This is a genomic window from Cellulosimicrobium sp. MI9406, from assembly GCF_040595865.1.
GTDB classification, from domain to species: Bacteria; Actinomycetota; Actinomycetes; order Actinomycetales; family Cellulomonadaceae; genus Cellulosimicrobium; species Cellulosimicrobium funkei.
Window position 1 is genome coordinate 66164 of sequence record NZ_JALIZI010000004.1, and the last position, 24267, is coordinate 90430.

The following is a 24267-nucleotide window of genomic DNA, read 5'->3' on the forward strand; positions in this document are numbered from 1 at the left end:
TCGGGGCCGGCCACGGCCGGTCCCGGCAGGCGAAGGAAGTAGGACAACTTGCTCGACGTCAACGTCTTCGACGAGCTGCGTATCGGCCTGGCCACGGCCGACGACATCCGTGCGTGGTCGCACGGTGAGGTGAAGAAGCCCGAGACCATCAACTACCGCACCCTCAAGCCCGAGAAGGACGGACTCTTCTGCGAGAAGATCTTCGGCCCCACCCGGGACTGGGAGTGCTACTGCGGCAAGTACAAGCGCGTGCGCTTCAAGGGCATCATCTGCGAGCGCTGCGGCGTCGAGGTGACGCGCTCGAAGGTGCGTCGTGAGCGCATGGGCCACATCGAGCTCGCCGCGCCGGTCACGCACATCTGGTTCTTCAAGGGCGTGCCCTCGCGCCTCGGCTACCTGCTCGACCTCGCCCCGAAGGACCTCGAGAAGGTCATCTACTTCGCGGCGTACATGATCACCTCGGTCGACGAGGAGGGTCGCCAGGAGGACCTCCCGAACCTCCAGAACGAGATCGACCTGGAGAAGAAGGAGATCGCGGACGCCCGCGACAACGACATCAACTCCCGCGCCCAGAAGCTCGAGGCCGACCTGGCCGAGCTCGAGGCCGAGGGTGCCAAGGCCGACGCGCGCCGCAAGGTCCGCGACTCGGCCGAGCGCGAGATGGCGCAGATCCGCAAGCGCGCCGACGCCCAGCTCGACCGTCTCGAGCAGGTGTGGGACCGCTTCAAGAACCTCAAGGTCGCCGACCTCGAGGGCGACGAGATGCTGTACCGCGCCCTCCAGGACCGCTACGGCACCTACTTCGAGGGCTCGATGGGCGCCGCGGCGATCCAGAAGCGTCTCCAGGACTTCGACCTGGAGGCGGAGGCCGAGTCCCTGCGCGAGACCATCCGCTCGGGCAAGGGCCAGCGCAAGACGCGTGCCCTCAAGCGACTCAAGGTCGTCAACGCGTTCCTCACCACGACGAACTCGCCCACGGGCATGGTGCTCGACGCCGTCCCGGTCATCCCGCCGGACCTGCGCCCGATGGTGCAGCTCGACGGTGGCCGCTTCGCGACGAGCGACCTCAACGACCTGTACCGCCGCGTGATCAACCGGAACAACCGCCTCAAGCGTCTCCTCGACCTGGGTGCGCCGGAGATCATCGTCAACAACGAGAAGCGGATGCTCCAGGAGGCCGTGGACTCGCTGTTCGACAACGGCCGCCGTGGTCGTCCGGTCACCGGCCCGGGCAACCGCCCGCTCAAGTCCATCTCGGACATGCTCAAGGGCAAGCAGGGTCGTTTCCGTCAGAACCTGCTCGGCAAGCGCGTCGACTACTCGGGCCGTTCGGTCATCGTCGTCGGCCCGCAGCTCAAGCTGCACCAGTGCGGCCTGCCGAAGCAGATGGCGCTCGAGCTGTTCAAGCCGTTCGTCATGAAGCGCCTCGTGGACCTCAACCACGCGCAGAACATCAAGAGCGCGAAGCGCATGGTCGAGCGTGCCCGCCCGGTCGTGTGGGACGTGCTCGAAGAGGTCATCACCGAGCACCCCGTGCTGCTCAACCGTGCACCGACGCTGCACCGCCTGGGCATCCAGGCGTTCGAGCCGCAGCTCGTCGAGGGCAAGGCGATCCACCTGCACCCGCTCGTCTGCGCCGCGTTCAACGCGGACTTCGACGGTGACCAGATGGCCGTCCACCTGCCCCTGAGCGCCGAGGCGCAGGCCGAGGCCCGCATCCTCATGCTCTCGAGCAACAACATCCTCAAGCCGTCGGACGGCCGTCCGGTGACCATGCCCTCGCAGGACATGATCATCGGTCTGTACCACCTGACGAGCGACCGCGAGGGTGCCGAGGGCGAGGGTCGTGCGTTCGGCTCCGTGGCCGAGGCGATCATGGCGTTCGACCAGGGCACCCTGGACCTCAACGCCCGGGTGAAGATCCGCACGACGGACCTCGTCCCGCCGGTCTCCGGCTTCGAGGCTCCCGAGGGCTGGGAGGAGGGTCAGCCGATCCTCTTCGACACCACGCTCGGTCGCGCGCTGTTCAACGAGACGCTCCCCGTCGACTACCCGTACGTGAACTCGGTCGTCGACAAGAAGCGCCTCTCGGCGATCGTCAACGAGCTCGCGGAGCGCTACCCGAAGGTCGAGGTCGCGGCGTCGCTCGACGCGCTGAAGGCCGCCGGCTTCCGCTGGGCGACCCGCTCGGGCGTCACGATCGCGATCTCCGACGTGGCGACGCCCAAGGAGAAGGCCGTCATCCTCGAGCAGCACGAGGAGCGCGCGCTCAAGGTCCAGCAGCAGTACGACCGTGGTCTCATCACGGACGACGAGCGCCGTCAGGAGCTCATCGAGATCTGGACCCAGGCGACGGACAAGGTCGCGTCGGTCATGCGCGAGAACCTCGAGGCGAACGACCGCAACACCGTGTACCGCATGGTCGGTTCGGGTGCGCGTGGTAACTGGATGCAGGTCCGTCAGATCGCCGGTATGCGCGGTCTCGTGGCGAACCCGAAGGGCGAGATCATCCCGCGCCCGATCAAGTCCAACTACCGCGAGGGCCTGTCCGTCCTCGAGTACTTCATCGCGACGCACGGTGCCCGCAAGGGTCTGGCGGACACCGCGCTGCGGACCGCCGACTCGGGCTACCTCACGCGTCGTCTCGTGGACGTGTCGCAGGACGTCATCGTCCGCGAGGAGGACTGCGGCACCGAGCGTGGCCTGACCCTGCCGATCGCCGAGGAGCTCGCGGGCAAGCTCGTGCGCCACCCGAAGGTGGAGACGAGCGTCTACTCGCGCACCCTCGCGGCCGACCTGGTCGACCCCGACGGGAACGTCGTCGGCAAGGCCGGCGACGACGCGGGCGACGTCCTCATCGACGCCGCGGTCACCGCGGGCGTCCGCGAGGCCAAGGTCCGCTCGGTCCTCACGTGCGAGTCGCGCGTCGGGACGTGCGCCAAGTGCTACGGGCGCTCGCTCGCCACGGGCAAGCTCGTCGACATCGGCGAGGCGGTCGGCATCATCGCCGCCCAGTCGATCGGTGAGCCGGGCACGCAGCTGACGATGCGTACCTTCCACACCGGTGGTGTCGCCTCCGCGGACGACATCACGCAGGGTCTGCCGCGTGTCACGGAGCTCTTCGAGGCCCGCACCCCCAAGGGTGAGGCGCCCATCGCGGAGTTCTCGGGCCGCATCGCGATCGACGACTCGGAGCGCTCGCGCCGTCTGGTGCTCACGCCGGACGACGGCTCGGAGGAGATCGCCTACCCGGTGACGAAGCGTGCCCGCCTGCTCGTGCAGGACGGCGACCACGTCAACGTCGGCACGCAGCTCGTCCAGGGTGCGGTGGACCCGAAGAAGGTCCTGCGCATCCTCGGCCCGCGCGCCACGCAGAAGCACCTGGTGGACGAGGTCCAGGAGGTCTACCGCTCGCAGGGCGTGGACATCCACGACAAGCACATCGAGGTCATCGTGCGGCAGATGCTGCGTCGCGTGACCGTGCTCGACTCGGGCGACTCGCACCTCCTGCCGGGCGAGCTCGCCGAGCGCGGCCGCTTCGAGGACGCGAACCGTCGCGCGGTGGCGGAGGGTGGCCAGCCGGCCTCCGGTCGTCCCGAGCTGATGGGCATCACGAAGGCGTCGCTCGCGACGGACTCGTGGCTCTCGGCCGCGTCGTTCCAGGAGACGACGCGCGTGCTCACCGAGGCGTCGATGAGCGGTCGTCGTGACCCGCTCCTCGGCCTCAAGGAGAACGTCATCATCGGTAAGCTCATCCCGGCCGGTACCGGTCTTCCCCGGTACACCAAGGTCCAGGTCGAGCCGACCGAGCAGGCCAAGACGGAGCTCTACCCGAGCTTCGGCTACGACGAGATCGACTTCCCGGCGCTCGGCATGGGCTCTGGCGAGGCGATCCCGCTCGAGGACCTGGACTTCGGCGACTACCGCTGACGTCCCACGACGGGTGCCCGTCGGCTGCCGCGCCTCGTGCGCGGTGGCCGGCGGGCACCCGTCGTCGTCCCTCCTGCGGGACGACGACGAGCCCGGGGGAGCGGCCGTGCTCGCGACCTGCTCCTTTGACTCCTTGCCGGGTGGCAGGTAACCTGGTAAACCGTGCCCGCGCCGTCGGGCCCTCCGTGATGTCCCTGGCGGGACGGTGCGGGCGAGCGATCGTCGCACACCGCCGCGTGGCGGTCTCCGGACGGGCCGATGTGAGTGCCCGGGCACTCCGGATCCCGGTCCTGGTGGCGCGCTCGCGCCCACGGCCCGGAGCCGGACCATCGAGCCGGTGGTAGGTGGCTGCTGCAGCGTCTCTCGCGCTGCGGGTGCCTCGTGCGATCGGCTCCAGCAGCCAGCACGACCACCATCGGGGATAGCCCCGGTAGCTCGAGAAGACACGGAGACGTAGTGCCTACGATCCAGCAGCTCGTCCGCAAGGGGCGGACCTCGAAGGTGGGGAAGTCCAAGACTCCCGCCCTCAAGGGCTCCCCGCAGCGGCGCGGTGTGTGCACGCGCGTGTACACCACCACCCCGAAGAAGCCGAACTCCGCGCTGCGCAAGGTCGCTCGCGTGAAGCTCTCCTCCCAGGTCGAGGTCACGGCCTACATCCCCGGCGTCGGCCACAACCTCCAGGAGCACTCCATCGTGCTCGTGCGCGGCGGTCGTGTGAAGGACCTCCCGGGTGTGCGCTACAAGATCGTGCGCGGCGCGCTCGACACGCAGGGCGTGAAGAACCGCAAGCAGGCCCGCAGCCGCTACGGCGCCAAGAAGGAGAAGAGCTGATGCCTCGCAAGGGCCCGGCCCCGAAGCGGCCGCTCATCGTCGACCCGGTCTACGGGTCTCCCGTCGTCACGCAGCTCATCAACAAGGTGCTGCTCGACGGCAAGAAGTCCACCGCCGAGTCGATCGTCTACGGCGCCCTCGAGGGCGTCCGGGCGAAGACGGACGGCGACCCGGTCGTCGTGCTCAAGCGCGCGCTCGAGAACGTCCGCCCGGCGCTCGAGGTCCGCTCGCGCCGCGTCGGTGGTGCGACCTACCAGGTCCCGGTCGAGGTGCGCCCGGCGCGTGCGACGACCCTCGCGCTGCGCTGGCTCACGGACTACTCGCGCGCCCGTCGCGAGAAGACCATGACGGAGCGCCTCATGAACGAGATCCTCGACGCGAGCAACGGCCTCGGCGCCGCGGTCAAGCGCCGTGAGGACATGCACAAGATGGCGGAGTCCAACAAGGCCTTCGCCCACTACCGCTGGTAGTCCGCACGACGGGCCCCGGGGACCGGAGCGGTCCCCGGGGCCGCCGTCGGCGGGTCGAGGCCGGTCACCCCGGTCCGAGCAGCGCCCCCGACTCAACCCATCTAACGAGGGAAGCAGACCGTGGCACTTGACGTGCTGACCGACCTGAGCAAGGTCCGCAACATCGGCATCATGGCCCACATCGATGCCGGGAAGACCACGACCACCGAGCGCATCCTGTTCTACACGGGTGTGAACTACAAGCTCGGCGAGACGCACGACGGCGCGTCCACGACCGACTGGATGGAGCAGGAGAAGGAGCGCGGCATCACGATCACGTCCGCCGCCGTCTCGTGCTACTGGAACAAGAACCAGATCAACATCATCGACACGCCCGGCCACGTCGACTTCACGGTCGAGGTCGAGCGCTCCCTGCGCGTGCTCGACGGCGCCGTCGCCGTCTTCGACGGCAAGGAAGGTGTCGAGCCGCAGTCGGAGACGGTGTGGCGCCAGGCGGACAAGTACAACGTCCCGCGCATCTGCTTCGTCAACAAGATGGACAAGCTCGGCGCGGACTTCTACTTCACCGTCGACACGATCATCAACCGCCTCAAGGCGAAGCCGCTGGTCATCCAGCTCCCGATCGGGGCCGAGAGCGACTTCACCGGTGTCGTGGACCTGCTCGAGATGAAGGCGCTCGTCTGGCACGGGGAGACCCAGCTCGGCGAGGCGTACGACACCGAGGAGATCCCCGCGGACCTGGTCGAGAAGGCCCAGCAGTACCGCAGCGAGCTCGTCGAGGCCGTCGCTGAGGCCGACGAGGAGCTGCTCGAGAAGTACCTCGGTGGCGAGGAGCTGACGATCGCCGAGCTCAAGGCCGGCATCCGCAAGCTCGTCATCGCGGGCGAGGCGTTCCCGGTCCTGTGCGGCTCCGCGTTCAAGAACAAGGGCGTCCAGCCCATGCTCGACGCGGTCATCGACTACCTGCCGTCGCCCCTCGACGTGCCGGCCATCGACGGTCACGACCCGAAGGACGAGGAGAAGGTCATCCAGCGTCACCCCGACGCCTCGGAGCCGTTCTCCGCGCTCGCCTTCAAGGTCGCGGCGCACCCGTTCTTCGGCAAGCTCACCTACGTGCGCGTGTACTCCGGTCGCGTCGAGCCCGGCCAGCAGGTCGCGAACTCGACCAAGGGCAAGAAGGAGCGCGTCGGCAAGATCTTCCAGATGCACTCCAACAAGGAGAACCCGGTCGACGAGGCGAGCGCCGGTCACATCTACGCGGTCATCGGCCTCAAGGACACCACGACCGGTGACACGCTGAGCGACATGGCGAACCCGGTCATCCTCGAGTCGATGAGCTTCCCCGAGCCCGTCATCGACGTGGCGATCGAGCCGAAGACGAAGGCCGACCAGGAGAAGCTCTCCACGGCGATCCAGAAGCTCGCCGAGGAGGACCCGACCTTCCGCGTCAAGCTGGACGACGAGACCGGCCAGACCGTCATCGGCGGCATGGGCGAGCTCCACCTCGACATCCTCGTCGACCGCATGCGTCGCGAGTTCAAGGTCGAGGCGAACGTCGGCAAGCCGCAGGTCGCGTACCGCGAGACGATCCGCCGCAAGGCCGAGAAGATCGAGTACACGCACAAGAAGCAGACCGGTGGGTCCGGGCAGTTCGCGAAGGTCCAGGTGACCTTCGAGCCGCTCGACACGTCCGAGGGCGAGCTCTACGAGTTCTCCAACGCGGTCACCGGTGGTCGCATCCCGCGCGAGTACATCCCCAGCGTCGACGCCGGCATCCAGTCCGCGATGGAGCTCGGCGTGCTCGCCGGCTTCCCGCTGGTCGGGGTGAAGGCGATCCTGCTCGACGGCGCCTACCACGAGGTCGACTCCTCGGAGATGGCGTTCAAGATCGCCGGCTCGATGGTCCTCAAGGAGGGCGTCAAGCGGGCGGACCCGGTTCTGCTGGAGCCGGTGATGGCGGTCGAGGTGCGTACGCCCGAGGAGTACATGGGCGACGTCATCGGCGACCTGAACTCACGTCGTGGAATGATCCAGTCCATGGAGGACGCGACGGGTGTGAAGGTCGTCCGGGCCCACGTACCGTTGTCAGAGATGTTCGGGTACATCGGTGACCTCCGGTCCAAGACCCAGGGTCGTGCGGTGTACTCGATGCAGTTCGACAACTACGCCGAGGTTCCTCGGAACGTTGCCGAAGAGATCATCAAGAAGACCCGGGGCGAGTGAGTCCCCACAGGTCGAAGACCCGCACAACCATCAACCTGTAGGAAACCGCAACGCCCCGCGGATGTAGGATCTCTCGGTCGACATTCGCAACGTTCGGCACATCTACCCAAGTCCCAGGAGGACCCCAGTGGCTAAGGCCAAGTTCGAGCGGACCAAGCCGCACGTCAACGTCGGCACCATCGGTCACGTCGACCACGGTAAGACGACGCTCACGGCGGCGATCTCGAAGACGCTCGCGGACACGTACCCGGACCTGCCGGCGAACACGCAGCGCAACTTCGACGAGATCGACGCGGCTCCCGAGGAGAAGCAGCGCGGTATCACGATCAACATCGCGCACATCGAGTACGAGACGCCGAAGCGCCACTACGCGCACGTCGACGCCCCGGGTCACGCCGACTACATCAAGAACATGATCACCGGTGCCGCCCAGATGGACGGCGCGATCCTGGTGGTCGCCGCGACCGACGGCCCGATGGCCCAGACGCGCGAGCACGTCCTGCTCGCCCGCCAGGTCGGCGTGCCGTACCTGCTCGTGGCGCTCAACAAGTCCGACATGGTCGACGACGAGGAGATCCTCGAGCTCGTCGAGATGGAGGTGCGCGAGCTCCTCTCCTCGCAGGAGTTCGACGGTGACAACGCGCCGGTCGTGCGCGTCTCCGGTCTCAAGGCGCTCGAGGGCGACCCCGAGTGGACCGCGAAGATCCTCGAGCTCATGGAGGCCGTGGACGAGAACGTGCCCGAGCCGGTCCGCGAGCTCGACAAGCCGTTCCTCATGCCCGTCGAGGACGTCTTCACGATCACCGGTCGTGGCACCGTCGTCACCGGCAAGGTGGAGCGTGGCACGCTCGACCTCAACTCGGACGTCGAGATCGTCGGCATCCGCTCGCCCCAGAAGACCACGGTCACGGGCATCGAGACGTTCCACAAGCAGATGGACCAGGCTCAGGCCGGCGACAACACCGGTCTGCTCCTGCGCGGCATCAAGCGCGAGGACGTCGAGCGCGGCCAGGTCGTCGTGAAGCCGGGCTCGATCACCCCGCACACGCAGTTCGAGGCGCAGGTCTACATCCTGGGCAAGGACGAGGGCGGCCGTCACAACCCGTTCTACTCGAACTACCGTCCGCAGTTCTACTTCCGCACGACGGACGTCACCGGCGTCATCACGCTGCCCGAGGGCACCGAGATGGTCATGCCCGGCGACAACACCGAGATGACGGTCGAGCTGATCCAGCCGATCGCCATGGAGGAGGGCCTCGGCTTCGCCATCCGTGAGGGTGGCCGCACCGTCGGCTCGGGCCGCGTCACCAAGATCCTCAAGTGATCTGACGCTGCCTCCGCAGCACCTCGTCGAAGGCCCGGTCCCGTCCGCGGGGCCGGGCCTTCGGCCTGCGGTCACCGTCACACCGGCGTCGCGTCGTCCCGACTTGGACGACGGCGGCTTCGTGTGGCAGACTGTTCAGGTTGCCTGTTACGGGTGCGCTCTTTCACGTGTCGAACAGTGTGTTGAACCGGTCCTCTCGCCGAGGGCCAGGACCCCGGGACTTCTCCCGGGTCTGCGGGTTGAGCTCTCTGTGTCGCCATGGATCGAGTACCCCGCGGAACACACGTTCCGACAGGCTCGCACAAACGTTGTGGTCCGGTTCGCGGAGCCGTGCGTCAGCACGGAGCCCGGCGGGAGTCCACATATCCAACGGCCCTGCGCCTCTCGGCGTGTGCGCCCAGGTGCGTCGCGACTACGCGACACGCCCGAGCGCGGGGGTCGGACAGCTAGCGGTTCGAGAGAGAGAGTCAGACGACGCCATGGCGGGACAGAAGATCCGCATCCGGCTCAAGTCCTACGACCACGAGGTCATCGACAGCTCGGCGCGCAAGATCGTCGACACGGTGACGCGCGCTGGTGCAACGGTCGTGGGTCCGGTGCCGCTGCCGACGGAGAAGAACGTCTTCTGCGTCATCCGGTCGCCTCACAAGTACAAGGACAGCCGCGAGCACTTCGAGATGCGCACGCACAAGCGGCTGATCGACATCATCGATCCCACGCCGAAGGCGGTCGACTCGCTCATGCGTCTCGACCTGCCGGCTGACGTGAACATCGAGATCAAGCTCTGAGGCTGGAGGACATCATGACTACCCCCCAGCAGAACGCGCGCCCGGTCACCGCGGTGCTCGGCACGAAGCTCGGGATGACGCAGCTCTGGGACGAGGCCGGGCGCCTCGTGCCCGTCACCGTCGTCGCGGTCGGCACGAACGTCGTGACGCAGGTGCGCACGTCGGACGCCGACGGCTACGCCGCCGTGCAGCTCGCCTACGGCCAGATCGACCCGCGCAAGGTCACGAAGCCGCTCAAGGGCCACTTCGAGAAGGCCGGCGTCACGCCGCGTCGTCACGTCGCCGAGGTCCGCACCACCGACGCCACCGAGTACTCGCTCGGCCAGGAGATCACCGCGGAGGCCTTCGAGGCCGGCGCCGTGGTCGACGTCGTGGGCACGACCAAGGGCAAGGGCACCGCCGGTGTCATGAAGCGTCACGGCTTCTCCGGCGTGGGTGCCTCCCACGGCTCGCACCGCAACCACCGCAAGCCCGGCTCGATCGGTGGGGCCTCGACCCCGTCGCGAGTCTTCAAGGGCCTGCGCATGGCCGGTCGGATGGGCAACGTCCGTCAGACCACCCAGAACCTGACCGTCCACGCGGTCGACGCCGAGAAGGGTCTGCTGCTCGTCAAGGGCGCGGTTCCCGGCCCCAAGGGCGGCGTCGTCCTCGTGCGCAGCGCCGCGAAGGGAGCGTGAACCCCATGTCCGCTCTGACCGTTGACGTGCTGGACCCCAAGGGCAAGAAGGCCGGCACCGCCGAGCTCCCCGCCGAGGTGTTCGACGTCGAGCTCAACGTCCCGCTGATCCACCAGGTCGTCGTCGCCCAGCGTGCTGCCGCACGCCAGGGCACCCACGACACCAAGTCCCGCGGCGAGGTCCGCGGTGGTGGTCGCAAGCCGTACAAGCAGAAGGGCACCGGCCGCGCCCGCCAGGGTTCGACCCGTGCGCCGCAGTTCGCCGGCGGTGGCGTCGTCCACGGCCCGACGCCGCGCTCGTACGACCAGCGGACGCCCAAGAAGATGAAGGCCGCCGCGCTCCGCGGTGCCCTCTCGGACCGCGCCCGCAACGGCCGCGTCCACGTGGTGACCGGCTTCGGCGTCGACGGCCTGCCGTCGACCAAGACCGCCGTCACGACGCTCGCCAAGCTCTCCGGGCGCAAGCACGTCCTCGTCGTCACCGAGCGTGGCGACGAGCTGACGATCAAGTCGCTGCGGAACGTCGAGCAGGTCCACCTCCTGGTGGCCGACCAGCTCAACACCTACGACGTGCTCGTCTCCGACGACGTCGTCTTCACGCAGGGCGCGCTCGACGCGTTCCTGACGGGCCCGGCCACGGGTCGCTCCGCGAAGGCCGTCGCCACCTCCACCGAGGCGGACGAGACTGCTGCCGAGGAGGCCGCGAAGTGACCACCGTGACCAAGGACCCCCGTGACGTGATCCTCGCGCCGGTCGTCTCCGAGAAGAGCTACGGCCTGCTCGACGAGGGCAAGTACACGTTCGTCGTCGACCCGCGGGCCAACAAGACCGAGATCAAGATCGCCGTCGAGCAGATCTTCTCGGTCAAGGTCGCCTCGGTGAACACGATCAACCGCAAGGGCAAGACGCGTCGCACGCGTTTCGGCCTGGGCAAGCGCAAGGACACCAAGCGTGCGATCGTCACCCTCCGCGAGGGCACGATCGACATCTTCGGCTGAGCCGACGAGAGCAGATTGAGGACAGATCCCCATGGGAATCCGTAAGTACAAGCCGACGACGCCCGGCCGCCGCGGCTCGAGCGTCGCCGACTTCGCCGAGATCACGCGCTCGCAGCCGGAGAAGTCTCTGGTCCGCCCGCTCTCCAAGAGCGGCGGCCGCAACAGCTCCGGTCGTATCACCACCCGTCACAAGGGTGGTGGCCACAAGCGTGCGTACCGCGTGATCGACTTCCGTCGTCACGACAAGGACGGCGTGCCGGCGAAGGTCGCGCACATCGAGTACGACCCCAACCGCACCGCGCGCATCGCGCTCCTGCACTACGCGGACGGCGAGAAGCGCTACATCGTCGCGCCGGCCAAGCTCAAGCAGGGCGACGTCGTCGAGGCGGGCGCGGGCGCGGACATCAAGCCCGGCAACAACCTGCCGCTGCGCAACATCCCGACCGGTACGGTCATCCACGCCATCGAGCTCAAGCCCGGTGGCGGCGCGAAGATCGCCCGCTCGGCCGGTGCGTCCGTGCAGCTCGTCGCCAAGGACGGGCCGTACGCGCAGCTGCGCATGCCCTCCGGCGAGATCCGCAACGTCGACCTGCGCTGCCGCGCGACGGTCGGCGAGGTCGGCAACGCCGAGCAGTCGAACATCAACTGGGGCAAGGCCGGCCGCATGCGCTGGAAGGGCAAGCGCCCGACCGTCCGCGGTGTCGCCATGAACCCGATCGACCACCCGCACGGTGGTGGTGAGGGCAAGACCTCCGGTGGTCGCCACCCGGTGAGCCCGTGGGGCCAGCCGGAGGGTCGTACCCGCCGTCCCAACAAGCCGAGCGACAAGCTGATCGTGCGTCGTCGCCGTGCCGGCAAGAAGCGCTGATAGGAGCCTGGAGACATGCCTCGTAGCCTGAAGAAGGGCCCCTTCGTCGACGACCACCTGCAGAAGAAGGTGGACGCTCAGAACGAGAAGGGGACCAAGAACGTCATCAAGACCTGGTCCCGTCGGTCGGTCATCACGCCCGACTTCCTCGGTCACACGTTCGCCGTGCACGACGGTCGCAAGCACACGCCGGTGTTCGTCACCGAGTCGATGGTCGGCCACAAGCTCGGCGAGTTCGCTCCCACGCGGACCTTCCGCGGCCACGTGAAGGACGACAAGAAGGGTCGTCGCCGCTGACCCCCGGGTCAGTCTGGTGACGACCTGGACGGTCAAGAGACAAGAAGGCAGGACAGCAATGGAAGCCAAGGCGCAGGCGCGGTTCGTCCGTGTCACGCCCCAGAAGGCCCGGCGCGTCGTGGACCTCATCCGTGGCAAGCAGGCCTCCGAGGCCGTCGCGGTGCTGAAGTTCGCACCGCAGGCGGCGAGCGAGCCCGTCCGCAAGGTCGTGGAGAGCGCCATCGCCAACGCCCGGGTGAAGGCGGATCGCGCGAGCGAAGCGTTCGAGGAGCAGGAGCTCGTCGTGCGTGAGGCGTTCGTCGACGAGGGCCCGACCCTCAAGCGTTTCCGCCCCCGGGCCCAGGGCCGTGCGAACCGCATCCTCAAGCGCACCAGCCACATCACCGTGGTCGTCGCTCCGCGTGAGAACACGAAGGGAAGTGCCCGATAGTGGGACAGAAGGTTCACCCGCACGGGTACCGCCTCGGCATCACCACCGACCACCGGTCGCGCTGGTTCGCCGACAGCACCAAGCCCGGCCAGCGGTACCGCGACTACGTCCGCGAGGACGTCCAGATCCGTAAGCTCATGAGCACGGGTCTCGAGCGCGCCGGCATCTCCAAGGTCGAGATCGAGCGCACCCGTGACCGCGTCCGCGTGGACATCCACACGGCGCGCCCGGGCATCGTCATCGGCCGCCGCGGCGCCGAGGCCGACCGCATCCGCGGCGAGCTCGAGAAGCTCACCGGCAAGCAGGTGCAGCTCAACATCCTCGAGGTGAAGAACGCCGAGACGGACGCGCAGCTCGTCGCGCAGGGCATCGCCGAGCAGCTCGCGAGCCGCGTCTCGTTCCGTCGTGCCATGCGCAAGGGCATCCAGTCCGCGCAGCGCGCCGGCGCGAAGGGCATCCGCGTGCAGGTCTCCGGCCGCCTCGGTGGCGCGGAGATGAGCCGGTCGGAGTTCTACCGCGAGGGTCGTGTGCCGCTGCACACGCTGCGCGCGTACATCGACTACGGCTTCTTCGAGGCCCGCACCACGTTCGGCCGCATCGGCGTGAAGGTGTGGATCTACAAGGGCGACGTCACCGAGAAGGAGTTCGCCGCGCAGCAGGCCACGGCCGCTCCGCGCCAGGGCCGTGGCGGCCCGCGCGGTGAGCGCGGCGGCGACCGTCGTGGTGGCGGCCGTCGTCCCGAGCGTTCGGCCGAGCGGACCCCCGCGTCCGAGTCGCCGGCGGCGCCCGAGCAGGCTGCTCCCGCCGCAGAGGCGAAGGCCCCTGAGACCGGAACGGAGGCCTGAGTCATGCTGATCCCGCGCAGGCTCAAGCACCGCAAGCAGCACCACCCGTCGCGCTCCGGCGCGGCGAAGGGTGGCACCCAGATCTCGTTCGGCGAGTACGGCATCCAGGCTCTCGAGCCGGCGTACGTGACGAACCGCCAGATCGAGGCTGCTCGTATCGCGATGACCCGCCACATCAAGCGTGGCGGCAAGGTCTGGATCAACATCTACCCGGACCGTCCCCTGACCAAGAAGCCTGCCGAGACCCGCATGGGTTCCGGTAAGGGTTCGCCCGAGTGGTGGGTCGCCAATGTCAAGCCCGGCCGGATCGTCTTCGAGCTGGCGGGTGTCCCGGAGGACCTGGCTCGCGAGGCCATGCGCCGCGCGATCCACAAGCTCCCGATGAAGTGCCGTTTCGTGGTGCGCGAGGGTGGTGGCAACTGATGGCAATCGGAACGAAGGGGCTCGCCCCCGTCGACCTCGACGCCATGGACGACGAGACGCTCGTCGCCGAGCTCAAGAAGGTCAAGGAGGAGCTCTTCAACCTCCGCTTCCAGTCGGCCACCGGCCAGCTGGAGAGCCACGGGCGCCTCAAGGCCGTCCGCCGCGACATCGCGCGGATCTACACGATCCTGCGTGAGCGCGAGCTCGGCATCCGAACCGCGCCGAGCGCCGAGTGAGTGAGGCTGGAATGAGCGAGAACGCAACGAACGCGCCCGAGGCGGCCGAGGAGCGCGCGCACCGCAAGACGCGCCGCGGCTACGTCGTGAGCGACAAGATGGACAAGACCGTGGTGGTCGAGGTCGAGGACCGGGTCAAGCACCCGCTCTACGGCAAGGTCATCCGCCGCACGAGCAAGGTCAAGGCGCACGACGAGCAGAACTCTGCCGGCGTGGGCGACCTGGTGCTCATCATGGAGACCCGCCCGCTGTCCGCGACCAAGCGGTGGCGCCTCGCGGAGATCCTCGAGAAGGCCAAGTGATCCACCGGTCGTGACGGGCGGGCCCCGGCTCGCTCGTCACGACCGCTCTCGTGCCGCACCGCGGTGCGGCAACCAGTGAGGACAGGTCGGGCGGGTCCACCGCCCGGTCCTGGCCGGTTCACCCGCGAGGGACCCGGCACTGACAGCTATCCGTTCGGCAAGGCTCGCCCACGGCGAGAACCGGCTCGACGACAGGAGTTCATTACATGATCCAGCAGGAGTCGCGACTTCGTGTCGCCGACAACACGGGTGCCAAGGAGATTCTCTGCATCCGTGTTCTCGGTGGCTCGGGCCGTCGCTACGCCGGAATCGGCGACGTCATCGTCGCAACCGTCAAGGACGCGATCCCGGGCGGCAACGTGAAGAAGGGCGACGTGGTCAAGGCCGTCGTCGTCCGCACCGCCAAGGAGCGCCGTCGTCCGGACGGTTCCTACATCAAGTTCGACGAGAACGCCGCCGTGATCCTCAAGAACGACGGCGAGCCGCGCGGCACGCGCATCTTCGGCCCGGTCGGGCGCGAGCTGCGCGACAAGCGGTTCATGAAGATCATCTCGCTGGCTCCGGAGGTGCTCTGACCATGGCCAAGATCAAGAAGGGCGACCTCGTCGTCGTCATCGCGGGCAAGGACAAGGGCAAGCAGGGGCGCGTCCTCGAGGTGCTCACCGACCGTGACCGCGTCATCGTCGAGGGCGTCCAGCGCGTCACCAAGCACACCAAGGTCGGCCAGTCGCAGCGCGGCACGCGGACCGGTGGGATCGAGACCGTCGAGGCCCCGATCCACATCAGCAACGTGATGGTCGTCGACCCGGAGACCAAGAAGGGCACCCGCGTCGGGTACCGCACCGAAGAGGTCGAGCGTGACGGCCGCAAGCGCACCGTGCGCGTGCGTGTCGCCAAGCGCTCCGGGAAGGACATCTGATGAGCACCGAGATCGTCGCCCCCGAGGTGCCCCGCCTGAAGCAGCGCTACCGCGAGGAGATCGTCGCCGGTCTGCGCGAGGAGTTCGGGCACGAGAACGTCAACCAGGTCGCCCGCGTCACGAAGATCGTCGTGAACATGGGTGTCGGTGACGCCGCCAAGGACTCGAAGCTCATCGAGGGCGCCATCCGCGACCTGTCCGCGATCACCGGCCAGAAGCCGCAGGTGACCAAGGCCCGCAAGTCCATCGCGCAGTTCAAGCTGCGCGAGGGCATGCCGATCGGCGCGCACGTCACGCTGCGCGGCGACCGCATGTGGGAGTTCCTGGACCGCCTGCTGTCGATCGCCCTGCCGCGCATCCGCGACTTCCGCGGCCTGTCGCCCAAGCAGTTCGACGGGAACGGCAACTACACGTTCGGTCTCACGGAGCAGTCGATGTTCCACGAGATCGACCAGGACAAGATCGACCGTGTCCGCGGTATGGACATCACGATCGTGACCACGGCGACGACCGATGACGAGGGCCGCTCCCTGCTGCGCCGTCTCGGCTTCCCCTTCAAGGAGAACTGACATGGCGAAGAAGGCCCTGATCAACAAGGCGGCCGCCAAGCCGAAGTTCGCGGTCCGCGCCTACACCCGGTGCCAGAAGTGCGGTCGCCCGCACTCGGTGTACCGCAAGTTCGGCCTGTGCCGCATCTGCGTGCGCGAGATGGCCCACCGTGGTGAGCTTCCGGGCGTCACCAAGAGCAGCTGGTAACAACTACGTCGTAGGTCCTGGCGGAGCGCGTCGCTCGACGCGCCCCGCCCGGATACCACGTCGAGGAAGGGCTAGAGCCCGATGACGATGACCGACCCGATCGCAGACATGCTGACGCGTCTGCGGAACGCGAACTCGGCTTACCACGAGACGGTGACCATGCCGTACTCGAAGCTGAAGTCGCACATTGCCGAGATCCTCCAGGCCGAGGGCTACATCTCCGGCTGGAGCGTCGAGGACGCGACGGTGGGCAAGAACCTCACCATCCAGCTCAAGTTCGGCCCGAACCGTGAGCGCAGCCTCGCCGGCGTGCGCCGCGTGTCGAAGCCCGGCCTGCGCAAGTACGTCAAGTCCACCGAGCTGCCGAAGGTTCTCGGCGGCCTGGGCGTGGCGATCCTGTCCACGTCCTCCGGTCTGCTCACCGACAAGCAGGCCGCCACGAAGGGCGTGGGCGGCGAAGTCCTCGCCTACGTCTGGTAACCCGGAAAGGAGATACGCCATGTCTCGAATCGGCAAGATCCCCGTTCCGGTTCCCGCCGGAGTGGACGTCACCATCAGCGGCGCGCTCGTGACCGTGAAGGGCCCCAAGGGCTCGCTCGAGCACCACGTGCCCGCCCCCATCCAGGTCGCTCAGGAGGACGGCACCCTCGTGGTGTCGCGCCCGAACGACGAGCGCGAGTCCCGCGCGCTGCACGGCCTGACCCGCACCCTCCTGGCGAACCTCGTCCAGGGCGTGACGCAGGGCTACGAGAAGAAGCTCGAGATCGTCGGCACCGGTTACCGCGTGACGGCCAAGGGCTCGGACCTCGAGTTCGCCCTCGGCTTCAGCCACCCGGTCGTCGTGACCCCGCCCGCGGGCATCACGTTCGCGGTCGAGAGCCCGACGAAGTTCTCGGTCTCCGGCATCGACAAGCAGCAGGTCGGCGAGATCGCAGCGAACATCCGCAAGATCCGCAAGCCCGAGCCGTACAAGGGCAAGGGTGTGCGTTACGCCGGCGAGGTCGTCCGCCGCAAGGCTGGAAAGGCTGGTAAGTAACGATGGCTCTGAAGGTTCTCGGCAAGGGCAAGGCCGTCGCGCGTCAGCGCCGGCACCTGCGCCTGCGCAAGAAGATCAAGGGGACCGCCGGTCGTCCGCGCCTCGTGGTGACGCGTTCCACGCGTCACATCACGGCTCAGGTCGTGGACGACACGATCGGTCAGACGCTCGCGTCGGCCTCGTCGCTCGAGGCGGACCTGCGTGCGCTCGACGGCGACAAGAGCGCCAAGGCCCGCAAGGTCGGCGAGCTCGTCGCCGAGCGTGCGAAGGCCAAGGGCGTCGACTCCGTCGTCTTCGACCGTGGTGGCAACAAGTACCACGGTCGGGTCGCTGCGGTCGCCGACGGCGCTCGCGAGGGCGGTCTGTCCCTGTGACGACGCCGACCATCCCCACACGGAAGCAAAGGATTCTCTGATGGCTGCAGGGCAGCGCAGCAACACCGGCGCCCCCACGGGTGCCGCCAACGAGTCGAGCGACCAGAACGCGCGCGGGGGGCGCCGCGACGACCGTCGCGGTGACCGTCGCGACGGTCGCCGTGGCGACGCAGCCGAGAAGAACGCCTTCGTCGAGCGCGTCGTCACCATCAACCGCGTCTCCAAGGTCGTCAAGGGCGGCCGCCGCTTCAGCTTCACCGCGCTCGTCGTGGTGGGCGACGGCGACGGCACCGTCGGCGTCGGCTACGGCAAGGCGAAGGAGGTGCCCGCGGCGATCGCCAAGGGTGTCGAGGAGGCCAAGAAGAACTTCTTCAAGGTCCCGCGCATCCAGGGCACCATCCCGCACCCCATCCAGGGTGAGGCCGCCGCCGGCGTCGTGTTCCTCCGTCCGGCCGCTCCGGGTACCGGTGTGATCGCCGGTGGTCCGGTGCGCGCCGTGCTGGAGTGCGCGGGCATCCACGACGTGCTGAGCAAGTCGCTCGGCTCGTCCAACGCGATCAACATCGTGCACGCGACCGTCGAGGCCCTGCGCAACCTGGAGCAGCCTGAGGCTGTCGCCGCGCGCCGTGGTCTCCCGCTCGAGGACGTGGCCCCGGCCGCGCTCCTGCGTGCCCGTGCTGCGGGGGTGAACGCCTGATGGCCAGGCTCAAGGTGACCCAGACGAAGTCCGCCATCGGCGGCAAGCAGAACCAGCGCGACACGCTGCGCACTCTGGGCCTCAAGCGGATCGGCGACACCGCCGTGAAGGAGGACCGCCCGGAGATCCGCGGCATGGTCGCGACGGTGGCGCACCTCGTCACCGTTGAGGAGGTCGAGTGACCATGGCTGAGAAGGCCACCAAGGAGACCGCCGAGGCTCCGAAGAAGAAGACCGCTGCGAAGGCGTCTGCTCCGGCGAAGGCCGAGCAGACCCCCGCGCAGACCGAGGGTGCCGGCGGCACGCTCAAGGTCCACCACCTGCGTCCGGCTCCCGGCGCCAAGAAGGCCAAGACCCGCGTGGGTCGTGGTGAGGCGTCGAAGGGTAAGACGGCGGGCCGTGGTACCAAGGGTACGAAGGCTCGTTACCAGGTTCCCGAGCGCTTCGAGGGTGGGCAGATGCCTCTGCACATGCGCCTCCCGAAGCTGCGCGGCTTCAAGAACCCGTTCCGCACCGAGTACCAGGTCGTGAACCTGGACAAGCTCGCGGCGCTGTACCCCGAGGGTGGCCAGGTCACCGTCGAGGACCTCGTCGCGAAGGGCGCGGTCCGCAAGGGCCAGCTCGTCAAGGTGCTCGGCACGGGTGAGATCACCGTCAAGCTCGAGGTCGCGGTCGACGCCCTCTCGGGCGCGGCTCGCGAGAAGATCCTCGCGGCCGGCGGTTCGGTCTCGGAGGACTGACACACCTGGACAGGGCCGGTGGCGTGTACGCGCCGTCGGCCCTGTCCGCGTCTGAGGGCGCCTCCCTGCACGACCCGTGGTCCGTCCGGCAGCGGACCACGGTCTAGACTCTCCGACGGCTGTCTCCCCGCACCCCGGGGTGACCGCCGTCACTCCCAGGTCCACGGCCGGCCCGTCCGGTGATCGGGACCGACTTGCCGTTCGACGCGGCGCTACGGCTAGGGTGCCTCTTGGCGCCCGTGCCGTGCGTCACACCTCGCCGGGCCTCCCGGCGACACGACATCCCGCCTCGGCGGGCCAGGAGGATAGGTGCTCAGCGCATTCGCCCGGGCTTTCCGGACGCCCGACCTGCGGCGCAAGCTGCTGTTCACGATCGCGATCATGGCGATCTTCCGGGTGGGGTCGTTCATCCCCACGCCCGGCGTGGACTACCCCAACGTGCAGCAGTGCATCGCGGAGACCGCCGACGGCAACGACCTGCTCAGCCTGGTCAACCTCTTCAGCGGCGGCGCGCTGCTCCAGCTGTCGATCTTCGCGCTCGGCATCATGCCGTACATCACCGCGAGCATCATCGTCCAGCTGCTGCGCGTCGTGATCCCTCGCTTCGAGGCGCTCCACAAGGAGGGCCAGTCGGGCCAGGCGAAGCTCACGCAGTACACGCGCTACCTGACGATCGCGCTCGCCATCCTCCAGTCGACGACCGTCATCACGACGGCGCGCAACGGCCTGCTCTTCCAGGGCTGCTCCGTCGACGTCATCCCGGACGCCAGCTTCGTCACGATGGCCCTCATGGTCATCACGATGACCGCGGGTACCGGCCTCATCATGTGGCTCGGTGAGCTCATCACGGAGCGCGGCGTCGGCAACGGCATGTCGCTGCTCATCTTCACGTCCATCGCCGCGAGCTTCCCGACCGCCCTGTGGTCGATCGCCGGCGGCGCGAACGGCGCGACGAACTTCATCATCATGATCGCGGTCATCGTGCTCGTCATCGGGCTGGTCGTGTTCGTCGAGCAGTCGCAGCGCCGCGTGCCGGTGCAGTACGCCAAGCGCATGGTCGGTCGCCGCATGTACGGCGGCTCGAGCACCTACATCCCGATCAAGATCAACATGGCGGGCGTCATCCCGGTGATCTTCGCGGCCTCGCTGCTCGCGGTCCCGGGCCTCATCGCGCAGTTCGGCGACCAGAGCGCCGACTGGGTGATCTGGATCAGCACGAACCTGGCCGACCCGTCCGCGCCGCTGCACATCCTGCTGTACGTGGTGATGATCCTGTTCTTCTGCTTCTTCTACACGTCGATCACGTTCAACCCGGACGAGGTCGCGGACAACATGAAGAAGTACGGCGGCTTCATCCCGGGCATCCGCGCCGGCCGGCCCACCGCCGAGTACCTCGACTACGTCATCACCCGCATCACCTCCGCGGGTGCCATCTACCTCGCGCTCGTCGCACTGCTGCCGACGCTGGTCCTCATCGGGCTCGGCGTGAGCACGAACATCCCGTTCGGTGGCTCCTCGATCATCATCGTCGTCGGCGTCGGCCTGGAGACGGTCAAGCAGATCAACTCCCAGCTGCAGCAGCGCCACTACGAAGGGTTCCTCCGTTGAGCAACGCCACCGACGGCCAGTCCGCCGCGCGCCCCGCGCGCCTCGTCATCATGGGCCCGCAGGGCGCGGGCAAGGGGACGCAGGCCGCCCGGCTCGCCGAGCAGCTGTCCATCCCGGCGATCTCGACCGGCGACATCTTCCGGGCGAACATCAAGGGCGGCACGGAGCTCGGCCGCCTCGCGCAGGAGTACACCGCGAAGGGCGACCTCGTCCCCGACTCGGTGACGAACGCGATGGTCCGCGACCGTCTCGCGCAGGACGACGCCGCGCAGGGGTTCATCCTCGACGGCTACCCGCGCAACGCGGCCCAGGTCGTCGAGCTCGACGCGATCCTCGCCGACCTGGGGGTCGCGCTGGACGGCGTCGTGGAGCTCACCGCCGACCGCGACGAGCTGCTCGCGCGCCTCGCGAAGCGCGCGGAGATCGAGGGCCGCGAGGACGACACGGAGGAGGCCATCGCGCGCCGCCTCGACATCTACGCGGAGCAGACGGCGCCGCTCACCTCCGCCTACGCGGACCGCGGCCTGCTGGTGCGCGTCGACGGGATCGGCGACATCGACGAGGTCACCGGCCGCATCGTGTCGGCGCTGACCGCGCTCGTCGGCTGAGCGCCCGCACGTCTTTCCGTCGGTTCTGAGGAGCAGCAGGGTGTTCGGTCGCGAGCGCATCGAGTACAAGACGCACGACCAGGTCCGGTCCATGCGCAGCGCCGGCCTCGTCGTGGCGCGCGCGCTCGGGACGGTGCGCGACGCGGTCCGCCCGGGCATGACGACCGCCGACCTCGACGCGCTCGCCGCCGCGGTCATCGCGGACGCCGGGGCGACGCCGTCGTTCCTCGGGTACGAGGGCTACCCGGCGTCGCTCTGCGTGTCGGTGAACGACGAGGTCGTCCACGGCATCCCCGGGCCGCGCGAGCTGCGCCCGGGGGACGTCGTCTCCGTCGACTGCGGGGCCGTCGTCGACGGCTGGCACGGCGACTCGGCGGTCTCGTTCGTGCTCGGCGAGGGCGACCCCCAGGACGAGGCGCTCGTCGAGGCGACGCGCCGCGCCATGTGGGCCGGGATCGCCGCCCTCGCGACGAGCGAGCGGCTGTGCGACGTCGGGGCCGCCATCGAGGACTCGGTGCGTGTCTCGGGGGAGTCGGACGGCGTGACCTACGGCATCGTCGAGGACTACGTCGGCCACGGGATCGGGTCCGCCATGCACCAGCCCCCGGACGTCCCGAACTACCGCACGCGCGAGAAGGGCCCGCGGCTGCGCCCGGGCATGTGCCTCGCGATCGAGCCGATGCTCACACGGGGCGAGCGGTTCACCGAGGTGTGCGAGGACGACTGGACGGTCGTGACCGACGACGGCACCCGTGCCGCGCACTGGGAGCACAGCGTCGCGATCCTCGACGAGGGCATCTGGGTCCTCACCGCGCCCGACGGCGGCGCCGCGGAGCTCGCGGAGCTCGGCGTCCGCGTCGCACCGCTCGCGGCCTGACCCCGCACCGGCCCGTCGCGGTCTCCTCGCTCCCGTCCGGCAGCGCGCGACGGCACCCGGCGCGACGGGGGAGTGACGCGTCGCACCGCGCGCACGACCCGCCACGGTTTCCCGTCCCTTGCCGGATGCCGTAGGATGGTCCGTCGGGTGTAGTCCGTGCACGTCGTTCATCCGGCCCCCGTCCCTCGGGACCCGGGCGACCGACCACCGCACGCGGCTCCACGCACCTCCCACGATCGGACGACCCTCGGGTCGGGCGTGCGCGGGAGTCCTAGCAGTTCAGACGAGAGTTAGCGGAGGACATGGCAAAGAAGGACGGTGTCATCGAGATCGAGGGCAGCGTGGTCGAGGCCCTGCCGAACGCGATGTTCCGCGTGGAGCTGGCCAACGGGCACAAGGTTCTCGCGCACATCTCGGGCAAGATGCGCCAGCACTACATCCGGATCCTCCCCGAGGACCGGGTCGTGGTCGAGCTGAGCCCGTACGACCTGTCCCGCGGCCGGATCGTCTACCGCTACAAGTAGTCGTCACGCGTCCACCCACTCACCCGCCTCGCACCCGGGACCACCGGGGCCGCTCGTCGGTCGCGCCCGGAGCGGGGCACCACTGAGGGAACGAAGATGAAGGTCAAGCCCAGCGTCAAGAAGATCTGCGACAAGTGCAAGGTGATCCGCCGGCACGGTCGCGTCATGGTGATCTGCGAGAACCTGCGGCACAAGCAGCGCCAGGGCTGAGCCCTCACCTGCGCCACGGGTGACGGTCCTCCGGGACCGCGGTCACCAGGCCGCCCGTCACGACGACGGCCGGCCACCAGCGCACCACCACGAACCTGCTCGGCACCCCGGACGCGAGTCCGGGAGGAGAACGCCACAGGCAGGGGAACCCCCGGCTCGGAGGCCGGGGCCCACGGAGCTCCCCGTGGGAGGGCGGTGCGACAGACCTCCGACGAAGCACGAGGAGCCGAAAGGCACATGGCACGTCTCATCGGCGTCGACCTCCCCCGCGACAAGCGGCTCGAGGTCGCGCTCACCTACATCTACGGCGTCGGCCGTACCCGCGCCCAGCAGACGCTGGCCGCCACCGGCATCAGCCCGGACGCCCGCGTGAAGGACCTCGGCGACGCCGAGCTCGTCGCGCTCCGCGACTACCTCGAGGGCAACTACAAGCTCGAGGGTGACCTCCGTCGTGAGGTGGCCGCCGACATCCGCCGCAAGGTCGAGATCGGCACCTACCAGGGCCTGCGTCACCGCCGCGGCCTGCCTGTGCGCGGCCAGCGCACGAAGACCAACGCGCGTACGCGCAAGGGACCGAAGCGCACCGTGGCCGGCAAGAAGAAGGCCCGCTGAGCCAGTCCGCAGGGCGGGCCCTGCTCGCGCACTGACGCGGACCTCACGGTCCGTCCCGTGCCGGGTGGAGATCCCCGCGGTCAGACCACCTCAGACCAGGAGAGAAGAAGGACATGCCTCCCAAGACTCGCGCCGCCGCTGGGCGCAAGCCTCGTCGCAAGGACAAGAAGAACGTCCCCGCCGGCCAGGCGCACATCAAGAGCACGTTCAACAACACGATCGTGTCGATCACGGACCCGTCGGGCGCCGTGATCGCGTGGGCCTCCGGCGGCGACGTCGGCTTCAAGGGCTCCCGCAAGTCGACCCCCTTCGCCGCCGGCCTCGCGGCCGAGGCCGCTGCCCGCAAGGCGCAGGAGCACGGCATGAAGAAGGTCGACGTCTTCGTCAAGGGCCCGGGCTCGGGTCGCGAGACGGCGATCCGCTCGCTGCAGTCGGCCGGCCTCGAGGTCGGCTCGATCCAGGACGTGACGCCGCAGGCGCACAACGGGTGCCGGCCGCCCAAGCGTCGTCGCGTCTGACCCTCGTCGTCGGCGTGCCGTCGACGGGCCGCCCGGTCACCGACCGGCCGAGCCCGTCGACGGCGCCCGTCACGGGGCAGCCGCCTCCTGACGGGGTCGACGCACCCTTCCCGGCCGGGTGGACAGAGTCCCGGCCGGGGCCGCGTGC

At 68.7% G+C, this 24267-nt stretch carries 33 protein-coding genes; all 33 read left to right on the forward strand.

From position 1 onward, the window contains the following. Window positions 1-48: 48 nt before the first annotated feature. Window positions 49-3930 (forward strand): DNA-directed RNA polymerase subunit beta', encoded by a 3882-nt coding sequence (locus MT994_RS08440; RefSeq protein WP_021479868.1) that lies wholly within the window; start codon window positions 49-51, stop codon window positions 3928-3930. A gap of 456 nt (window positions 3931-4386) precedes the next feature. Further along, window positions 4387-4761 carry a 30S ribosomal protein S12 gene (gene rpsL, locus MT994_RS08445; RefSeq protein ID WP_021479869.1) on the forward strand — a complete coding sequence of 125 codons (375 nt, stop codon included), beginning with the start codon at window positions 4387-4389 and terminating at the stop codon, window positions 4759-4761. Further along, complete coding sequence (gene rpsG, locus MT994_RS08450; RefSeq protein ID WP_021479870.1) at window positions 4761-5231, forward strand: 30S ribosomal protein S7; 471 nt, start codon at window positions 4761-4763, stop codon at window positions 5229-5231. Before rpsL ends, rpsG begins: the two co-directional genes overlap by 1 nt. A 120-nt stretch (window positions 5232-5351) precedes the next feature. Continuing rightward, complete coding sequence (gene fusA, locus MT994_RS08455) at window positions 5352-7454, forward strand: elongation factor G (RefSeq protein WP_021479871.1); 2103 nt, start codon at window positions 5352-5354, stop codon at window positions 7452-7454. A gap of 127 nt (window positions 7455-7581) precedes the next feature. After that, on the forward strand, window positions 7582-8778 hold the full coding sequence (tuf, locus tag MT994_RS08460) for an elongation factor Tu (RefSeq protein WP_021479872.1): 1197 nt from the start codon (window positions 7582-7584) through the stop codon (window positions 8776-8778). A gap of 479 nt (window positions 8779-9257) precedes the next feature. After that, window positions 9258-9566 (forward strand): 30S ribosomal protein S10, encoded by a 309-nt coding sequence (gene rpsJ, locus MT994_RS08465; protein ID WP_012867945.1) that lies wholly within the window; start codon window positions 9258-9260, stop codon window positions 9564-9566. Between the two features lie 14 nt (window positions 9567-9580). Then, complete coding sequence (gene rplC / locus MT994_RS08470; protein ID WP_021479874.1) at window positions 9581-10243, forward strand: 50S ribosomal protein L3; 663 nt, start codon at window positions 9581-9583, stop codon at window positions 10241-10243. A 5-nt stretch (window positions 10244-10248) separates the two neighbouring features. Continuing rightward, window positions 10249-10953 carry a 50S ribosomal protein L4 gene (rplD, locus tag MT994_RS08475; RefSeq protein ID WP_021479875.1) on the forward strand — a complete coding sequence of 235 codons (705 nt, stop codon included), beginning with the start codon at window positions 10249-10251 and terminating at the stop codon, window positions 10951-10953. After that, window positions 10950-11240 (forward strand): 50S ribosomal protein L23, encoded by a 291-nt coding sequence (rplW, locus tag MT994_RS08480; protein ID WP_021479876.1) that lies wholly within the window; start codon window positions 10950-10952, stop codon window positions 11238-11240. The genes rplD and rplW overlap by 4 nt, the downstream gene beginning before the upstream one ends. A 31-nt stretch (window positions 11241-11271) precedes the next feature. After that, the gene (gene rplB, locus MT994_RS08485; RefSeq protein ID WP_354805892.1) at window positions 11272-12108 is read left to right on the forward strand and encodes a 50S ribosomal protein L2; all 837 of its coding nucleotides are present in this window, start codon (window positions 11272-11274) and stop codon (window positions 12106-12108) included. Between the two features lie 15 nt (window positions 12109-12123). Further along, window positions 12124-12405, forward strand: a complete 282-nt coding sequence (gene rpsS / locus MT994_RS08490) for a 30S ribosomal protein S19 (protein WP_021479878.1) — start codon at window positions 12124-12126, stop codon at window positions 12403-12405. Window positions 12406-12463: 58 nt separating this feature from the next. Beyond that, on the forward strand, window positions 12464-12835 hold the full coding sequence (rplV, locus tag MT994_RS08495) for a 50S ribosomal protein L22 (RefSeq protein WP_021479879.1): 372 nt from the start codon (window positions 12464-12466) through the stop codon (window positions 12833-12835). Continuing rightward, a complete protein-coding gene (gene rpsC, locus MT994_RS08500; protein ID WP_034654910.1) occupies window positions 12835-13680 on the forward strand; it encodes a 30S ribosomal protein S3 in 846 nt (281 codons plus the stop codon). The genes rplV and rpsC overlap by 1 nt, the downstream gene beginning before the upstream one ends. Window positions 13681-13683: 3 nt before the next feature. Continuing rightward, window positions 13684-14103, forward strand: a complete 420-nt coding sequence (gene rplP, locus MT994_RS08505; protein ID WP_021480428.1) for a 50S ribosomal protein L16 — start codon at window positions 13684-13686, stop codon at window positions 14101-14103. Next, complete coding sequence (rpmC, locus tag MT994_RS08510) at window positions 14103-14339, forward strand: 50S ribosomal protein L29 (protein ID WP_021480429.1); 237 nt, start codon at window positions 14103-14105, stop codon at window positions 14337-14339. The genes rplP and rpmC overlap by 1 nt, the downstream gene beginning before the upstream one ends. A gap of 11 nt (window positions 14340-14350) precedes the next feature. Continuing rightward, window positions 14351-14641: a 30S ribosomal protein S17 gene (rpsQ, locus tag MT994_RS08515; protein WP_021480430.1), complete on the forward strand. Its 291-nt coding sequence runs from the start codon at window positions 14351-14353 to the stop codon at window positions 14639-14641. Between the two features lie 206 nt (window positions 14642-14847). Next, the gene (gene rplN / locus MT994_RS08520; RefSeq protein WP_021480431.1) at window positions 14848-15216 is read left to right on the forward strand and encodes a 50S ribosomal protein L14; all 369 of its coding nucleotides are present in this window, start codon (window positions 14848-14850) and stop codon (window positions 15214-15216) included. 2 nt (window positions 15217-15218) lie between these two features. Continuing rightward, entirely contained in the window at window positions 15219-15560 is a 342-nt protein-coding gene (rplX, locus tag MT994_RS08525) for a 50S ribosomal protein L24 (protein WP_021480432.1), read from the forward strand. After that, window positions 15560-16129, forward strand: a complete 570-nt coding sequence (gene rplE / locus MT994_RS08530) for a 50S ribosomal protein L5 (RefSeq protein WP_021480433.1) — start codon at window positions 15560-15562, stop codon at window positions 16127-16129. Before rplX ends, rplE begins: the two co-directional genes overlap by 1 nt. Before the next feature lies 1 nt (window position 16130). Further along, the gene (locus MT994_RS08535; protein WP_021480434.1) at window positions 16131-16316 is read left to right on the forward strand and encodes a type Z 30S ribosomal protein S14; all 186 of its coding nucleotides are present in this window, start codon (window positions 16131-16133) and stop codon (window positions 16314-16316) included. Window positions 16317-16397: 81 nt separating this feature from the next. Beyond that, on the forward strand, window positions 16398-16796 hold the full coding sequence (gene rpsH, locus MT994_RS08540) for a 30S ribosomal protein S8 (RefSeq protein ID WP_021480435.1): 399 nt from the start codon (window positions 16398-16400) through the stop codon (window positions 16794-16796). 19 nt (window positions 16797-16815) lie between these two features. Then, complete coding sequence (gene rplF, locus MT994_RS08545; protein ID WP_021480436.1) at window positions 16816-17352, forward strand: 50S ribosomal protein L6; 537 nt, start codon at window positions 16816-16818, stop codon at window positions 17350-17352. A gap of 2 nt (window positions 17353-17354) precedes the next feature. Next, window positions 17355-17726 (forward strand): 50S ribosomal protein L18, encoded by a 372-nt coding sequence (gene rplR / locus MT994_RS08550; RefSeq protein ID WP_021480437.1) that lies wholly within the window; start codon window positions 17355-17357, stop codon window positions 17724-17726. A gap of 40 nt (window positions 17727-17766) precedes the next feature. Then, window positions 17767-18423, forward strand: coding sequence for a 30S ribosomal protein S5 (gene rpsE, locus MT994_RS08555; RefSeq protein WP_021480438.1), 657 nt, complete (start codon window positions 17767-17769; stop codon window positions 18421-18423). Further along, window positions 18423-18605: a 50S ribosomal protein L30 gene (gene rpmD / locus MT994_RS08560; protein ID WP_021480439.1), complete on the forward strand. Its 183-nt coding sequence runs from the start codon at window positions 18423-18425 to the stop codon at window positions 18603-18605. Before rpsE ends, rpmD begins: the two co-directional genes overlap by 1 nt. Before the next feature lie 2 nt (window positions 18606-18607). Beyond that, complete coding sequence (rplO, locus tag MT994_RS08565; RefSeq protein WP_074808895.1) at window positions 18608-19162, forward strand: 50S ribosomal protein L15; 555 nt, start codon at window positions 18608-18610, stop codon at window positions 19160-19162. 309 nt (window positions 19163-19471) lie between these two features. Then, entirely contained in the window at window positions 19472-20770 is a 1299-nt protein-coding gene (gene secY, locus MT994_RS08570) for a preprotein translocase subunit SecY (RefSeq protein WP_194522169.1), read from the forward strand. A gap of 50 nt (window positions 20771-20820) precedes the next feature. Continuing rightward, window positions 20821-21378, forward strand: coding sequence for an adenylate kinase (locus tag MT994_RS08575; protein ID WP_031315308.1), 558 nt, complete (start codon window positions 20821-20823; stop codon window positions 21376-21378). Between the two features lie 40 nt (window positions 21379-21418). Next, window positions 21419-22255: a type I methionyl aminopeptidase gene (gene map, locus MT994_RS08580; protein WP_043651996.1), complete on the forward strand. Its 837-nt coding sequence runs from the start codon at window positions 21419-21421 to the stop codon at window positions 22253-22255. 302 nt (window positions 22256-22557) lie between these two features. Further along, complete coding sequence (infA, locus tag MT994_RS08585) at window positions 22558-22779, forward strand: translation initiation factor IF-1 (RefSeq protein ID WP_012867920.1); 222 nt, start codon at window positions 22558-22560, stop codon at window positions 22777-22779. Window positions 22780-22875: 96 nt separating this feature from the next. After that, window positions 22876-22989, forward strand: coding sequence for a 50S ribosomal protein L36 (gene rpmJ, locus MT994_RS08590; protein WP_009740505.1), 114 nt, complete (start codon window positions 22876-22878; stop codon window positions 22987-22989). 237 nt (window positions 22990-23226) lie between these two features. After that, on the forward strand, window positions 23227-23601 hold the full coding sequence (gene rpsM / locus MT994_RS08595; RefSeq protein WP_021479758.1) for a 30S ribosomal protein S13: 375 nt from the start codon (window positions 23227-23229) through the stop codon (window positions 23599-23601). A gap of 113 nt (window positions 23602-23714) precedes the next feature. Continuing rightward, on the forward strand, window positions 23715-24119 hold the full coding sequence (gene rpsK, locus MT994_RS08600) for a 30S ribosomal protein S11 (protein WP_021479759.1): 405 nt from the start codon (window positions 23715-23717) through the stop codon (window positions 24117-24119). Window positions 24120-24267 lie beyond the last annotated feature (148 nt).

What these genes read in the sequence shown, in the direction of transcription:
- rpmC (WP_021480429.1), top strand. Translation starts at nt 14,103, where the DNA reads ATGGCAATCGGAACGAAGGGGCTCGCCCCCGTCGACCTCGACGCCATG.
- rplD (WP_021479875.1), top strand. Translation starts at nt 10,249, where the DNA reads ATGTCCGCTCTGACCGTTGACGTGCTGGACCCCAAGGGCAAGAAGGCC.
- rplX (WP_021480432.1), top strand. Translation starts at nt 15,219, where the DNA reads ATGGCCAAGATCAAGAAGGGCGACCTCGTCGTCGTCATCGCGGGCAAG.
- rplO (WP_074808895.1), top strand. Translation starts at nt 18,608, where the DNA reads ATGGCTGAGAAGGCCACCAAGGAGACCGCCGAGGCTCCGAAGAAGAAG.
- rpsM (WP_021479758.1), top strand. Translation starts at nt 23,227, where the DNA reads ATGGCACGTCTCATCGGCGTCGACCTCCCCCGCGACAAGCGGCTCGAG.
- rplC (WP_021479874.1), top strand. Translation starts at nt 9,581, where the DNA reads ATGACTACCCCCCAGCAGAACGCGCGCCCGGTCACCGCGGTGCTCGGC.
- rpsK (WP_021479759.1), top strand. Translation starts at nt 23,715, where the DNA reads ATGCCTCCCAAGACTCGCGCCGCCGCTGGGCGCAAGCCTCGTCGCAAG.
- infA (WP_012867920.1), top strand. Translation starts at nt 22,558, where the DNA reads ATGGCAAAGAAGGACGGTGTCATCGAGATCGAGGGCAGCGTGGTCGAG.
- rplR (WP_021480437.1), top strand. Translation starts at nt 17,355, where the DNA reads ATGGCTCTGAAGGTTCTCGGCAAGGGCAAGGCCGTCGCGCGTCAGCGC.
- rplV (WP_021479879.1), top strand. Translation starts at nt 12,464, where the DNA reads ATGGAAGCCAAGGCGCAGGCGCGGTTCGTCCGTGTCACGCCCCAGAAG.
- rplF (WP_021480436.1), top strand. Translation starts at nt 16,816, where the DNA reads ATGTCTCGAATCGGCAAGATCCCCGTTCCGGTTCCCGCCGGAGTGGAC.
- rpsE (WP_021480438.1), top strand. Translation starts at nt 17,767, where the DNA reads ATGGCTGCAGGGCAGCGCAGCAACACCGGCGCCCCCACGGGTGCCGCC.
- rplN (WP_021480431.1), top strand. Translation starts at nt 14,848, where the DNA reads ATGATCCAGCAGGAGTCGCGACTTCGTGTCGCCGACAACACGGGTGCC.
- rplE (WP_021480433.1), top strand. Translation starts at nt 15,560, where the DNA reads ATGAGCACCGAGATCGTCGCCCCCGAGGTGCCCCGCCTGAAGCAGCGC.
- rpmJ (WP_009740505.1), top strand. Translation starts at nt 22,876, where the DNA reads ATGAAGGTCAAGCCCAGCGTCAAGAAGATCTGCGACAAGTGCAAGGTG.
- rpsJ (WP_012867945.1), top strand. Translation starts at nt 9,258, where the DNA reads ATGGCGGGACAGAAGATCCGCATCCGGCTCAAGTCCTACGACCACGAG.
- rpmD (WP_021480439.1), top strand. Translation starts at nt 18,423, where the DNA reads ATGGCCAGGCTCAAGGTGACCCAGACGAAGTCCGCCATCGGCGGCAAG.
- MT994_RS08575 (WP_031315308.1), top strand. Translation starts at nt 20,821, where the DNA reads ATGGGCCCGCAGGGCGCGGGCAAGGGGACGCAGGCCGCCCGGCTCGCC.
- MT994_RS08535 (WP_021480434.1), top strand. Translation starts at nt 16,131, where the DNA reads ATGGCGAAGAAGGCCCTGATCAACAAGGCGGCCGCCAAGCCGAAGTTC.
- rpsS (WP_021479878.1), top strand. Translation starts at nt 12,124, where the DNA reads ATGCCTCGTAGCCTGAAGAAGGGCCCCTTCGTCGACGACCACCTGCAG.
- rplP (WP_021480428.1), top strand. Translation starts at nt 13,684, where the DNA reads ATGCTGATCCCGCGCAGGCTCAAGCACCGCAAGCAGCACCACCCGTCG.
- rpsH (WP_021480435.1), top strand. Translation starts at nt 16,398, where the DNA reads ATGACGATGACCGACCCGATCGCAGACATGCTGACGCGTCTGCGGAAC.
- rpsQ (WP_021480430.1), top strand. Translation starts at nt 14,351, where the DNA reads ATGAGCGAGAACGCAACGAACGCGCCCGAGGCGGCCGAGGAGCGCGCG.
- rpsG (WP_021479870.1), top strand. Translation starts at nt 4,761, where the DNA reads ATGCCTCGCAAGGGCCCGGCCCCGAAGCGGCCGCTCATCGTCGACCCG.
- rplB (WP_354805892.1), top strand. Translation starts at nt 11,272, where the DNA reads ATGGGAATCCGTAAGTACAAGCCGACGACGCCCGGCCGCCGCGGCTCG.